This is a genomic window from Okeania sp. SIO2B3 (assembly GCF_010672525.1).
Lineage (GTDB): Bacteria > Cyanobacteriota > Cyanobacteriia > Cyanobacteriales > Microcoleaceae > Okeania.
In genome coordinates this window covers 1-14,004 of the sequence record NZ_JAAHGH010000037.1, presented here as the reverse complement: position 1 = coordinate 14,004, position 14,004 = coordinate 1, and the positions used below count along the sequence as shown (strand labels likewise).

General features: G+C 42.3%; 12 protein-coding genes and 1 pseudogene. 2 read left to right on the top strand and 11 right to left on the bottom strand.

Features of this window, described 5'->3' with window-relative positions; all coding sequences use genetic code 11:
* Window positions 1–280 precede the first annotated feature (280 nt).
* Together F6K15_RS21505 and F6K15_RS21500 are read left to right on the top strand one after the other, a co-directional pair.
* Window positions 281–2,575, top strand: coding sequence for a PatA/PatG family cyanobactin maturation protease (locus tag F6K15_RS21505; protein WP_293064100.1), 2,295 nt, complete (start codon window positions 281–283; stop codon window positions 2,573–2,575).
* 590 nt (window positions 2,576–3,165) lie between these two features.
* Window positions 3,166–5,145: a PatA/PatG family cyanobactin maturation protease gene (locus tag F6K15_RS21500; RefSeq protein WP_293064098.1), complete on the top strand. Its 1,980-nt coding sequence runs from the start codon at window positions 3,166–3,168 to the stop codon at window positions 5,143–5,145.
* A gap of 349 nt (window positions 5,146–5,494) precedes the next feature.
* Here the strand turns inward: F6K15_RS21500 and F6K15_RS21495 are convergent, their stop codons facing one another.
* The 11 genes and pseudogenes from F6K15_RS21495 to F6K15_RS21450 all read right to left on the bottom strand — a co-directional run.
* A complete protein-coding gene (locus tag F6K15_RS21495) occupies window positions 5,495–5,716 on the bottom strand; it encodes a zinc ribbon domain-containing protein (protein ID WP_293064186.1) in 222 nt (73 codons plus the stop codon).
* 164 nt (window positions 5,717–5,880) lie between these two features.
* Window positions 5,881–6,429, bottom strand: a complete 549-nt coding sequence (locus F6K15_RS21490) for a transposase (protein WP_293064184.1) — start codon at window positions 6,427–6,429, stop codon at window positions 5,881–5,883.
* A gap of 4 nt (window positions 6,430–6,433) precedes the next feature.
* Entirely contained in the window at window positions 6,434–6,547 is a 114-nt protein-coding gene (locus F6K15_RS21485) for a helix-turn-helix domain-containing protein (RefSeq protein ID WP_293064097.1), read from the bottom strand.
* A 45-nt stretch (window positions 6,548–6,592) separates the two neighbouring features.
* Window positions 6,593–8,821, bottom strand: a complete 2,229-nt coding sequence (locus F6K15_RS21480; protein WP_293064096.1) for a caspase family protein — start codon at window positions 8,819–8,821, stop codon at window positions 6,593–6,595.
* 111 nt (window positions 8,822–8,932) lie between these two features.
* Window positions 8,933–9,337: a hypothetical protein gene (locus F6K15_RS21475; RefSeq protein WP_293064094.1), complete on the bottom strand. Its 405-nt coding sequence runs from the start codon at window positions 9,335–9,337 to the stop codon at window positions 8,933–8,935.
* Between the two features lie 57 nt (window positions 9,338–9,394).
* Complete coding sequence (locus F6K15_RS21470) at window positions 9,395–9,835, bottom strand: CHAT domain-containing protein (protein WP_293064092.1); 441 nt, start codon at window positions 9,833–9,835, stop codon at window positions 9,395–9,397.
* Window positions 9,738–11,309 carry a tetratricopeptide repeat-containing protein gene (locus F6K15_RS21465; protein ID WP_363268433.1) on the bottom strand — a complete coding sequence of 524 codons (1,572 nt, stop codon included), beginning with the start codon at window positions 11,307–11,309 and terminating at the stop codon, window positions 9,738–9,740. Before F6K15_RS21465 ends, F6K15_RS21470 begins: the two co-directional genes overlap by 98 nt.
* A 3-nt stretch (window positions 11,310–11,312) precedes the next feature.
* Window positions 11,313–11,402, bottom strand: a pseudogene (locus tag F6K15_RS38530) (hypothetical protein); the annotation flags it as partial.
* 143 nt (window positions 11,403–11,545) lie between these two features.
* Window positions 11,546–11,830 (bottom strand): hypothetical protein, encoded by a 285-nt coding sequence (locus F6K15_RS21460; protein WP_293064089.1) that lies wholly within the window; start codon window positions 11,828–11,830, stop codon window positions 11,546–11,548.
* A 5-nt stretch (window positions 11,831–11,835) separates the two neighbouring features.
* Complete coding sequence (locus F6K15_RS21455) at window positions 11,836–12,444, bottom strand: hypothetical protein (protein WP_293064088.1); 609 nt, start codon at window positions 12,442–12,444, stop codon at window positions 11,836–11,838.
* A 778-nt stretch (window positions 12,445–13,222) separates the two neighbouring features.
* Window positions 13,223–14,004 (bottom strand): Rpn family recombination-promoting nuclease/putative transposase (locus F6K15_RS21450; RefSeq protein WP_293064086.1); only part of this gene is annotated, 782 nt, incomplete at its 5' end.

Here is a 14,004-nt window from a genome sequence, read left to right as displayed (position 1 = left end):
ATCAGGGCGACAATTATTGACATACTCCCGACATTGCGCATGGCGCGACAACGCGGGATTCTTCAACCCGCACGCGGAGTTGCAGTTTATACAGAGGTGATGCCCTCCCCCTGTGTTCTTATATATTATAACATGGTCGCTTTCCCATACGACGTTCCCTTGCAAGAGAACGCGGGACTTCTCGCTATTTTTTGTTAAATTTTTTTCCCAAGAATATTCTCAAGTATATATTTAGGTGTATACTCAGTCTGAAGATATAATTAAAAATTAACTTGAAATTGTGCCAGATTTTGCAGATATCCCTGGGCTAAACGAACTGTGGACCCACACCAGAGGCGACCCTCGCATTACTGTAGCTCTCCTAGATGGAGCTGCCGATCTAGACCGAGGTTGCTTTCAAGGAGCTAACGTCACAAAAATCAACCCTTATTGGCAACAACCACTAGAATTCGACCCCAAATATATAGACATCTTCCGAGAAATCCAAAATTTGGATCAAAAGAATGAGGTCACAGAGACAAAACTAAAAGAAGCTATCCCAGACAAACTCACCAGAGAAGTCCTTGGGGCAGCTTTCCACGCTACCCATGTTTTTAGTAACATTTTCGGACAACCAGGTACTCCCGTTGAAGGTATTGCTTACAAATGTCGGGGCATTAATATTCCGATAGGTTATGGTAATGACTACTACGTCGATCCTATAAACTTAGCTCGTGGCATTAACCTGGCCGTAGATTTAGGGGCAAACATTATTCACTGTGCTGCGTGCCGCCCTAGCAAAACTGGCGTTGCTCATGAACTATTGGAAAAAGCAGTACGTCAAGCTCTAGAAAATAATATTTTAATCGTCGCTCCGACTGGAAACAATAAAGGCGAATGTTGGTGTCTTCCCGCTATCTTGCCTGGAGTAATGTCGGTAGGAGCAATGAAAGATAATGGTCAAATATTCAAATTTAGTAACTGGGGTGGGCAGTATCAAACACAAGGTATTATTGCTCCCGGAGAAAATATTCTTGGTGCTCAACCGGGAACAGAAGAAACTGTTCGCAATAAAGGTACCAGTTGTGCAGCACCAATGGTCACAGGTATTTCAGCACTTCTAATGAGTTTGCAATTGCAGCAAGGAGCAACTCCAGATGCAGAAGCAATACGAGCAGCATTAACAAATAGTGCTATTCCCTGTACTTTGGAAGATACTGAAGAAGTCGAACGCTGTATGTTAGGTAAACTAAATGTTGCCGGAGCTTTTCAACTTTTGACAGGAAAGCAGTTAGCAGTAGTGGAAGTTTCTACGGCAGAGGTAATATCAGAAGATGTTAGAGATGAAGTATCTGTAGTTGCTGCACAGGAAAATACTATATCACCTCTTTCTCTCAAAGTGGGAGACAGTGGGGAAAAGCTGACAAATACTCAAACAAATATTACTGCCTCAGAAGGAAGAAGGAAGGAGGAAGAAGGAAGAAGCGATGGGACCCCGCGTCGGCGACAGACGCAAGCGGTCAGACCCCGCGACGACGCTAGTCGCAAGGGAATGCTGACCAAGAGAGGGAATGCGCACCAAGAGAGTAAGGAGGAAGAAGGCATTCCCCCTTTGAAAGGAGGGGGGGAAAAGTTGATGGGGAATCAAACCCCAACCAATGACCCTGTAGAAGGCAGGGTATTAAACTCAACAGAAAAAGGTAACGACCCAACAACGATCGCTCAACCTACTAATGGTATTATTCCCAGTGCTACTTCCAACAAAATTTATGCTTTGGGGACAGTGGGTTATGATTTTGGCACAGAAGCACGGCGCGATTCATTTAAACAGTTGATGCCAGCAGCAGTTATTTCAGGAGTTCAAGCTCCTGCAAACCCTTATGATGCCAGCCAAATGGTAGATTATCTAGAGACTAATTTATATGAAGCCAAATCTTTAATCTGGACATTAAATATAGAATTAACTCCTATTTATGTTCTCCAACCTGTAGGCGCATTTGCCGAGGATATTTATGAAACTCTGCAAAATATGTTATCAGGACAGGTTGAGGCAGAAGACAATGAAGGTTACATCGAAAGGGTCAGTATCACTGGTAGGTTGAGTGACGAAACTGTGAAATTATTTTCTGGGCAAACTCTACCTGTGGTAAAAATATATAGTCCCAGAGGAATGTATGGTTGGACAGTGAATATGCTGATTGATAGTGCCCTCACATCAGTAAGTGCAGAGCGAGAAGAAGCGGAGGAGGAAGCAATACGAAAATCTCTCAGAAGTTTTCTGCAACGAGTTTATTATGACCTCCGCAATTTGGGACGAGCAGACCGCGATCGCGCTATTAACTTTGCTGCGACAAATGCTTTTCAAGCAACAGCTTCTATTTCTGAAGCAGTAGCAGTTGGTATGGAGTTGCACAGTATAGAAGTAGAAAAAAGTCCTTTCTGTCGTTACAATAGCAACTGTTGGGATGTGAAGCTCAAGTTTTTTAATCCAGACAACACTAGGAGGGCAAAAAAAGTATATCGTTTTACTATTGATGTGTCTGACTTGATGCCTGTAACATTAGGTAAAGTGCGGTCTTGGTCTGTTCCTAACTAGGGTCTGCTGAAAAAGTCTTTTAGTAGAGGTAGGAGACAGGAGACAACCCACCCCTCGCCCCTCCCCCGACCGTGGAGGGGAAGACAGGAGACAGGAGAAACGGGGAATTATAGAGGAGGTAGGAGGAATTATTGTCAGAGTGATTTTTCTGCCATAATCGTCCCAAAATACTAGCATGCATGAGCTTCTGCCGCTGAAAAGCTGGTACTTTTTTAGACCAAAAAATGCGCTCAACCAATATCAGTCAATGCTTTGATATTTAATCAGCAAGCCCTAACTAATTTGAAGAAGGCAGAAGACAGAAGGCAGAAGGCAGAAGGCGGAAGGAAAAACTGCATGGGTTTTATTACCCCAAACAATTTTAAGCACTGTATGGACGGTGGAGTATTATATCAAATCCGGGTAATTAGCGATGAAAAATCTTCTTCCTTCCAACTTTGATCCTTCCTCCTGCCTTCTGCCTTTAAGTCAAAATCTCTGTATTCTATGAAACATGAAAACTGCTATGAATCTTTCTCCCTCTTCCTTCTTCCCTCTTCCTTCTTCCTTACCCTTAGCTTAAAATCAAGTTAAAAATAATAGGACTAAAGATGCCCGAAATCGCTAATATTCCAGGAATCAAACAACTATGGGCAAAAACCAAAGGTAACTCTGAGGTTTGCGTGGCAGTGCTTGACGGTTTAGTTGACCTGAAGCATCCCTGTTTTGCAGGAGCCAACTTGACCCAACTACCAACCTTGGTGGAGGGCGAAGCTAGTCCTACAGATCAAATGTCCGTCCATGGTACTCATGTTGCTAGTATAATTTTCGGCCAGCCAGAATCTTCTGTCTCGGGTATTGCCCCCCACTGTCGAGGGTTAATTGTTCCTATTTTCTCAGACTCTCGTCACCGAGTTTCTCAACTAGACTTGGCACGGGCGATCGAACAAGCTGTGAATGCAGGAGCAAATATTATTAATATAAGTGGAGGCGAGTTGACAGACGATGGTGAAGCTGAAGACTGGCTTAACCATGCGGTAAATTTGTGCCGAGACAATAACGTTTTGCTTATTGCTGCTGTAGGTAATGATGGCTGTGAATGCTTGCACATTCCCGCAGCACTTCCTGCTGTATTGGCAGTAGGGGCAATGGGAGAAAACGGACAACCTCTAGATTATAGTAACTGGGGTCAGACTTATCAAACTCAGGGTATTCTTGCCTTGGGAGAAAATATTTTAGGCGCTCAACCAGAAGGCGGTACAATACAATTAAGTGGGACTAGCTTTGCAACGCCAGTAGTATCAGGAGTGGCAGCATTACTGATGGCTCTGCAGTTGCAGAGGGAAAAACAATTGGACCCACAAAAAGTCCGTACTGCCTTGCTGGAGACAGCCATTCCGTGTCTTAGTGAAGACACAGGTCGTTGTTTAGTAGGTCAGCTCAATATTTCAGGTGCTGTTGCACATTTAACAGGAGAAACTATGTCAGAATCAGAACAGCAAAATAGTAGTATCGAAGCTAGTGGTTGTGGTTGTGGGTCAACTCCAGAAGTGAGCCTGCAAGCTTCTGCTAGTCCAGAAAATAATCATGAAATTCCATCGGACACTGGCGTGGTAGCTGCTGGTACCATTGAAGCTAGTGTCATTGCCTCACAACCATTATCAACAACTAATACATCAGATAGTCAAATTTCTTCTATGCCAAATAATCATACAAATGGAATAACTGCCAGTCAACCCCCTCAAGAAATGGGTTCTATAGTTTACGTTATCGGTACATTGGGTTATGACTTCGGAACAGAAGCTAGACGCGACTCATTTAAACAGTTGATGCCAGCGGTTACTATTGAAAATACCCAAATTCCAGCTAACCCTTATGATGCACGCCAGATGGTGGACTATTTGGCAGCTAACCTTTCAGAAGCTAAGTCTCTGACTTGGACTTTGAATATGGAGTTAACTCCCATCTACGCTCTTGAACCTTCGGGGTCATTTGCGCGGGATGTTTATGAAGCTTTTCAGCAGTTGCTATCAGGGGAAGTGGAACCAGAAGATTCTGAGGAGTATATTGAGCGTGTGAGTATTCCCGGACGACTAACTGGGCGTACAGTGAGGCTATTTTCAGGACAAGTGGTGCCTGTGGTTGAGCCTGTTAGTCCTCGTGGTCTTTATGGCTGGCGGATTAATACTTTAGTGAATTCGGCTTTAACAGCAGTGCGTGGAGAACAAGCAGAAGCTGACGATGATCAAATGCGGAGGAGTTTGAGTAGTTTCCTCAATCGAGTTTATTACGATTTACGCAACTTGGGGCAAACTTCTCAAGACCGGGCGTTGAATTTTGCTGCTACTAATGCTTTCCAAGCGGCTATAACTTTTTCTCAAGCGGTTTATGCTGGCATGGAGTTGGATAGTATTGCGGTCACCAAGAGTCCATTTTGTAGGATGGATAGTGATTGTTGGGATGTGAAGTTGAAGTTTTTTGACCCTGAAAATAATCGTCGAGCGAAGAAGGTATTCCAGTTTACCATTGATGTTAGCGATTTAATTCCGGTGACTATGGGTGAGGTTCGCTCTTGGTCTTCTCCTGATTAAATTAACTAGAAGGTAGGAATAGGAGAAAGGAAGGCAGAAGGAAAAGAAAGATTCAAAGGGTAGAAGTTTTTTGATCACTAATTATCCGGACATGATATTACTTCTGACTTCTGACTTCTAACTTCTGACTTGCTAAGACGTATTTAAAATGCGTCTTAGCTTAAACCGCCGTTCTTAGAAACCTACGATTATCTATATAAATCTATGATTATCTATAGATAGTCTGTTCTATTCCTGTTTCTACCTGGCAACGTCGGCGTTATCCAGTCCACAGGCTGTCACGGTCGTTCGCGCTAGCGTTGCGGAGCAAACTGACCGCCATAGCTAAATTTAACGCCGCATTCAAGTCTCACACGCAGCTTAAATTGCAGTGTTCGCAATTGAAAACGCGCTCTGATAACAGCAGAGACTGCTTTACCTTTCCACACCTACTGCAAGTCTTAGAGCTAGGAAACCATCTATCAACAACGATTAACTTAGAGCCGTATAGTTGACACTTATACTCTAACTGTCTTCTGAACTCATAAAAACCCATATCGGCAACAGCCTTAGCTAGCTTATGGTTTGACATCATACCTGATACATTCAGGTCTTCTATTACTATTTGACTGTGGTTTTTAGCCAAATAAGTAGGCGCGTTTATGCAATGTATCTTTCCTGATGTTAGCTATTCTCAGCAATGTAACTGAGCTATTTTTAGCTGTGCTGCCCTCCAGTTAGAGCGAAAACTTGGTTTTATGCCTGTGCCCGGTATTGCAATCGTGATAGTTTAGATTCTAACTTTCTGTAAGATTTAGCTCCATCAAATACTTCCCCTGTTGACAATGTTGCCAACGTTTTAATTCCTAAGTCTACACCAACTACATCTACTGGTTTCTCAGTAATTTGACATTCCCTTTCTTCTTTGAAACTGACAAACCATCTATTGGATGTCCTACTAATAGTTACTGACTTGGGATTAATATTATCGGGCAGTATTTCATAAGTTTTAATCCATCCAATTCTTGGTAATTTAATCTGATTAAAACCTACCGATATTGATCCATCTAGAGTAAAACTATCATCTCTACCTTTTTTCTTAAATCTAGGTTGACCAGACACTTTACTAAAGCAACGCTTCCAAGCTGATGATAAATATCTCAAAGCATATTGAGGCGCTGTTTTAGATACTTCATAATACCAATAGTTATTAGGTTTAACCATTGCTACTAAAAGTTTATGCAGGTCGATAGATGTGGGAAATTTAAGTTTACCTGAAGGATTATTGGAATTGTGAGTAAGGATATTTCTAGTCAGCCATAATCCCCAATTCCAAGCGTGACGAGCTACAAAGCGCGTGTTTAGCCAGTAATGTTTTTTGCTGCTTATTTGGGTGTAACTCTGTTTTGAATCCTAGTAGCATAAAATCAAATATAGATATTCTGAGATTATAGTAGATAATCTATGATTATGTCAAGCTGTTAATTACCCTAAATGTAATCAACATTGCTCCAATTTTCGTCGTATCCACCACCCGTGCTGTTGGGTCAAACTCCGCCACTAAACCACCACGACTACCAGCATTAATATCTTCTAGCAAAGCATCGACTACATCTGTGTCTGCTAAATCCATCAGTTCTCCACTACGCAAACCTCTAGCAGCCGCGATCGCCTTTAGGGTTTTCAAGGTTTCCCGCAATGGTGTGACGCTAGCAATAACCAAAACCTCCGTATTTCCCAAAGGCTGACTGACGGTTAACTTAAACCTATCCACCCCTGCTTCAGGTAATAACTTCCTTTCCCCAGATTTAACTAAAGCTGCATCTACTTCTTCTACCCAAGTATTGGGAAAAACTATCCCCATTTCTCCACTAGAATCAACTACCAACACCGCCATATATAAATCTCGGTCTTCCCGATTAGTTATTTGTAACTGCACCTGAGTACCGACAGCTAGTAAAGGCACTCCCGCTTCAACTTTGATGGGAGTATTCGAGGGAATTTCCTCTGCTTCAGTTTGGCCTGTCCCCCTGACAGTAAAGGTGCTGGCAACAAATTCCTGGTTAAGAGTTTTCATCAGCGCCAACGCTTTCAACTGGGACGAGTCAGCATTCAAGGTCAATTTCACCAACCTCGCTGCTAACAAAGATTTAAACTTCGGTCTCAAACGCTGCAATGCTTCCTCCAGAGTTTCCCCCGTTTTGCCAAAAGAGTCGGGAATTAATTCTAATCCGGGAGTATATAAACCAAAACTCCCGACTTCCGGTACTTCTAATTTCTGGGAATCATTTTCTCGCGCTTCTGTTGCCAAAGTTTCTGTCATTCGCCCCAAAATGTAATGCACTTCTCCTCGTTGCAGGGGAACCGGCTTGATGCGAGGAATTTGTTGCAAACTTCCTCTGGTCTGAATTGCCGCATTACCCAGAGAATTGTCTAATCCTATTTTCAAAGTTAAATCTGTGGGAATGGCTCGGGCTATTTCCTGCAATAAGGCACCTGGCGGCGGGGTTTGACCAGCAATAACTTTCCCAGAGCCAATTAAACCGTTGCGAGATGTTGACTGTATTTTTCCCCGCTCCTTGCCCGCTTTATCTACCCAAGCAAATACGGCATCTTTATCGAAGATTTCCAAGGATTCGGCATTGACTCCACCCAACCAAAAATTGACTTTTTTCTCGACTACTTCTATCACTACTGCTTCTGCTGGAGGTGTCTGTTTTTTTAATAAATAAGTCGGTCGCTCTTCCTTATCTGTATTTTTCTTGGCTTCTAATTCTGGTACCTGACCTGTAGTGGAATATTTCGCAGTTATCCGGGAGACTTTTCCCAACATACTGATAACTTTTTGATTGTTGGTTTCTTGCCATAAATATTGAGTCATTGCATAAGTAAATGCCCCCGCAAGAAAACCGTCAAAGGGTGCATCTGCTGCTAGTTCGTCTCTGGCTGCGGAAGCTATGACTACGCCTTTAGCAACGGTTTGTTGTCGGGTTTGGATAAATTCCGCTTCCGACATTTTCAGGCGGGAAAGCCATTGCTTTTGATATTCTAATTCTTGGTCGTTGGGATAGTAGCTAAAGGGGCTGCTTCTGTCGAGCGATCGCACGATTAAATTTCCTCGTTTTCCACCGCCTGAATGACAGCTATCTAAAACTACGGTGACATTTTCGCTATCAATTGCTGACATTAGCAAAAAGAGAGTGTGTCCCATAATATCGGACACTAAATTGCGACCGTCTCGTTTAACTTCGGTCTGGTCTATGGGAACAAATGTGCTATTTAAACCGTCCGGTTCGTCTTTATCTTTGTCTGCTACTCGGGAGCCATGTCCTGAGAAGTGAAAAACTACTACATCTCCAGGTTTTGCTTGTTTAATTAGGTGTTCTTCAAATGCGGTTAAGATGCCATCGCGGGTTGGTTTAATTTCGGTGTCATCGGTGACTGATAAAATATCTGCGGGTTGAAAACCGAAGCGATGAATTAACAGTTGTTTTTGTAATTCAACATCAGTGATGCAACCATACAATTTACTTTTATTAATGTAGTTATTGATGCCAACCAATAAAGCAAGTTTGCGAGGAGTATTTTGGGCTAAGGTTTTGGCATAACGTAAGCTTCGGCGTTGAATATCTAATTGACTGATGCCGAGAGTGGCTAACATCGAGCCGGTAAAGAGTAGGAGTTGACGGCGTTTCATAAGCAATTGAGATGCTTGGTTAGCAATGGATGGTTGGCAACAGATGTGGTAACGGGTGTAACGGATGGTCGGCAGGGCTATTTGATTCTAAATTGTTGCGCTTCTCTGAAATTAAAAGCCTCCATCTCCGCGTCTCCGTGTCTCCGCGTCCCCGTGTCTATCCATTGTTGGCACTCCATACATATAGCTTTCAAAGTTGCGAGCAAAATCATTTGGCAGTTTTTCCCATTCCTCCCGGGGAACTTTAGTGCCTATTTCTTTGATTTTTTGCCAGAAGGGTTTGACCGCAGGCTCCGAAGGTTTTTTTTCGATCGCAGTGGTTTTTGCATCGTCTTGAAGAAATTCTTCTAAGGTTTCCTCTGCTTGTTGCCCCAATTGCGATTGGGATTTTTCAGAGGCTTCTTGCCCCCTTTTTTCCGAAGCAATCTCTTCTAAAATTAGAGTAGCAATGCCATCTTGTTCTGATTCTGGGAGTTTGGTTATGGCTGCGATCGCCTCTTCTAATAGTTTTGTCATCTTTTGGTTTGATTAGTTTTTTAGTAGGCTTATTTTCGCAGTATAGCGCAACAGTATTTAATTTGTCAAGATTGGAAGGGGCGATCGCTGTCTTACCACTTCAGCATCAGACTCAGTTAACAGAGTCACTTCTGAAAGCATGGGTGCAATGGCTTCCGCTTCTGCTTTAGTTCCCGGTAAGGCCGCAAATTTCAGGGTAGCTAGGTCTGTAGCGCGTCGGTTGTTGCTGCGGTTATTGGCGACGAGTTCGGCAGAAGCGGGATTGCCGGGAGAGTCGTATTCGGGATTGGCAACTAATACTGGTGGTTGCTGATGGGGGAAATTAACGGAAAGGCGGATGAGGTCGCGTCCGGTTGTGAGGTAGGTAATGGTATAGTTTTCGACGAGGTATTGGTTGTTTTCATCGACGAGGGTGGCAAAAGGAATCAAGTTGAGTTGGGAGTCTGGGGAGAGGAGGATGTGTTTGGTGTTGCCGAGTTTTTGGCGGATAGGTTGCATCACTTGTTGGTCTAAGGTGCGGGCTATTTTTTGGGGGGGGTGTACCGGGTCGCGATAATCGATAGCGAAATTCGGCGACAGCTTTGTGGATGGGTTCGGCAACTCCCAGGTCTAGCCATTGGGGTGCGCCTGTGGAGTGGAGGATGTAGGCTGCGTAGTGTGGTTGTCCGAATCTTTCACTTGATTTAGCTTTGGCATTGTCAGGTTTGTACTGCATTATTTCCAGCAATGCAGCATCGGGGGGAATTAACTGTTGAACTATTTCAATAGTTACTGGTTGAGAAGTTTTGCCGAATGCTGCGCTGGCACGAGAGAGGTCGGCTTCTAATTTTTCTGCTTTACCCTTGAGGTTGGCGACTTGTTGGCGGTATTGTTCCAGTGGGAGATTTTTGGGTTTATTAGACCTCTTATATAACTCCACAATTTTGCCTAAAAACCTTGGTGGCACTTGACAATAATCGGCTTTTGCAGGTCTATTGTAGATCAGTGCTGCTAATTGGGCACGGGTAGCTGCCAGATCGCTGAGGAGTTTTTTGTTTTCTGGAGTTAGATTATCGCGAATAATTTGGAGGGAGTCGGTGATGGAGTCGAGGATGCGAGCTTTGCGTCGGAGGATGGTGGTTAGAGCGAGGCTTACTGCTTCTGGGTTTGTGGGGGCATTTTGGAGGTGTAGGGATATTGTTCGGTTAGTAGAGTTTGAGAGGGCGATCGCGGAGGCTTGTTTTTGGCTTTCGGAACCTGTGGCGAGGAAGGTAGTCAGGGTGGTTTCTTCCACTTCCATTCCCCGGTGGTGAAAATCAATGGCATCGGTTGTATTACCTTGAGCTTGGTAGAATAATGCCAAGCTATGGAGGCTAGTAGCGACATCAGGATGGTCAGCACCCAAAGCTTTCTCTCTGATAGCTAAGGCACGTTGTAAAAGGAGTTTGGCTTCACTGTATTTTTCTTGGCCACAGTAGAATACTCCCAAGTTATTGAGGGTAGTAGCCACTGCGGGATGGTCAGCACCCAAGGCTTTCTCAGTAATAGCTAAGGAACGTTGGTAAAAGGATTCGGCTTCACTGTGCCTTCTTTGGTCATAGTTGATTTCTGCTAAGTTGTTGAGGCTGGTAGCGACACTGGGATGGTCAGCACCCCAGGCTTTCTCTAAAATAGCTAAGGAACGTTGGTACAGGGGTTCGGCTTCACTGTACCTTCCTTGCTTATGGTAGAATGTTCCCAAGTTGTTGAGGCTAATAGCGATACTGGGATTTTCAGCACCCAAGGCTTTTTCATCAATAGCTAAGGAACGTTGCAAAAGGGGTTCAGCTTCACTGTATCTTCCTTGGTGACTGTAGATATCTGCCAAGTTGTTAAGGCTTTCTGCAACACTAGGATGGTCAACACCCAAGACTTTCTCTCTAATAGCTAAGGAATTTTTGTACAAGGGTTCGGCTTCTGTGTACCTTCCTTGGTCGCGGTAGAGTAATGCCAAACCGATGAGGCTGATAGCGACATCAGGATGGTTAGCACCCCAGGTTTTCTCTTTGAGAGCTAAGGCACGTTGTAAAAGGAGTTCGGCTTCTATATACCTTTACATATGAGAGGTGCAACTATTTTGTACTATCCATTAGATGGAGCTACTCCCAGTTATTCGCTACAATTTGAGCCAGTCTTTTGGTTTAAAGATATTAGTATTTTGGTTCAAGCTTATCAGTCTATTACTGGGGATTAAATTATTTCCAAAAATTCTAAATTTTCTAAAGTTTCTGTCAAATAATCATCCATTGAAATACAACCACTAGCTTCAACTTTATCTAAAAACGTAGTGACAGATTCTTTTCCTCTTAATAGGTTATTCAAAGAAAGCTGAATATCTAAATAATGCTTCATGGCTTCCTCTTGTTCACTAGGATGAGACTGCATATTAATCTCAAACCCTATCGCGTTTTGGAGTTGTCTATACCTACCAGGGTGGAAATTTTCAGGCAAGACTATGCAATTAAGGTCTTTCATTGTTATTAGAAGGCTGTTACAGCTCCGACATCTTCTAGCGCATCTAGCCATCTAGAAACAGTTACTACAGGCAGATAAACCTCTGGTTCTGACGATTTAGACAAAATCTTGCTATTTGTTGGCTGTGTAGGGGTAGGGTTTAAGCTGGCTACGATAGCCTTTAAGCAATCCTCGTAATCTCTATCACCTACTGCTGTTGTAGCAGCTCCTGTCCGTGCATCAGGTGTCGCTATAGATCGTCTACCAAATGGCATAGTTCCACTTCTTGTCTTTTTCTTATTGTATTTGCGGGTTGATAATTGCGAAGTCTCTTCCTCGCCGTTATCGTCCACTCCTACTAATGTGATAGTAAGAGTTGCTGGATACCAGCCAGCAGGCCCGGCAGTGGATTCATTGCTGCTTCTGACTATTCCTAATTTGTCCCATGAGTCTCCTGTTATAGCAGAGACCGCCATTTTTGCTCCGGCTCTACTAATCGTAGTATTCATGTGAATCGTAGCACCAGCAGCAGTGCTGGGTGAAAATCCAAAAGGGACAACACCTACACCAAATAACTCTTTGTCTTCTGCTGGTGCTTTTCTCTTAACAGTATATGTAGCCTCTCCCTTTTTCACTTGGACGTATTTATCCCAATCAGCTGCTTTGAATAAAGAGAATTTAGGTCTGCGTCTTCTTCCCATCTTTTTACCTCATCGACTATTACTTTTAAAGTAGCTTGAAAATTTTTAATTCCAGCAAATTGCTAAATCAGTACTTAGGTGCTGAAGGGAAATTCCAGCACTTAGGAATTAGCGATCGCTAATCTTCCGGAAGAGACATTAATTGTCTATTGTCTATAAGAGCTGATTTATAAAGTAAATGTTAAATTAGCTAATCTCTTGACCATTAGGCAGATTAAGGAACCATATCAAATTCCAGTAGCTACGCTTATAAATATCAGTAAAAACAAGATAAGAAATATGTTAATGCTTGAAGAATCTCACAAGATAACTCCAGAGCAGGTGAAGCAGTGTCAAACAAAGCTGAATAAACATTATCGTTCTAAGATTGTCAGTTAACTGACAACCTTGGTTTTGTAAGATTTAATTTAATCATTAGACATCTCCAGAAAATAGGGAGTAGGGAGTAGGGAGAAAGAATTGATGTATAGACAATTGGGTTCTTTTTCATAACGCTCTTATCCGGACATGATATAAGTTCCTTAATTATTCTGATAATTCAACAAGCGATCGCTCACAATCCTACATACTTATCTTTCAAGTCCAGCCTTAGTTTTTTCAAGCAGTATAGGTTGGACTTCTTTAAAAAAGCGCGTGGTTTTCTGTAAATTTGCTACCGATACCCCTATAAGAAGAGGTAATTATTAATTATTAATTATTAATTGTTGATTATTTACTCCTCTCTTTCTCTTTGACTCTCTAACCAATTTTCTACATCTGCAATAGTTTTTATGTCAAAAATTTCCTCCCCTAAAATATCTAATTTGGCCAAAGATAATTGTTGGATTTGACTCTCAATTTCTGGAGAAATTTCTCCTAACATTCGCCGAATTAGACGCAATATTTGTTTAACTGCTTCCTCAATTTTTCCTTCTTCTCGACCTTCTTCTTTAGCTTCCTGTTTCGCTAAACTAATCTCACCTTTCCTATCCCCAATAAATACTTCTTGTTTATGTAACTCCTCTAATTCCTCATTACTTAGATTAGCTCGGTTAGCAATATTTAACGCTGCTTCGATTTCTGCTACTTCTCCAAGAGAATCAGGAATTACTTCTAAGTTAGGAGCAGATTTAAGGAAATAAATCCATTTATCACTCTCGGTTTCTAACTCTGATAATTCTTTGTTAAATTTGGGTAATTCTAAAAATATTAGTTTTAACTCATCTCGATAGTTAAATGAATCTTTCTCCTCCTTGAATCTAAATTTGTTAATCATTTTTTTTGCTTCTTTGAATAGCACAAAATCTGTAATAGTCAAAGCAATAAAGGGTTTTAAAGTTCGATATCCTTCCCCAGTATCTAGCTGGTTACCATAAGCTTTAGCTAGATTATAAATTACTCTTTTTTCAAATGCTTCAACGTTCAATACCTGCATCTCAATTATGACTGTAGAGCCATTATCTAATACAGCTCTAACATCTAGATAAGTATCTTTAAGAGTTTGAGTAATGCCTG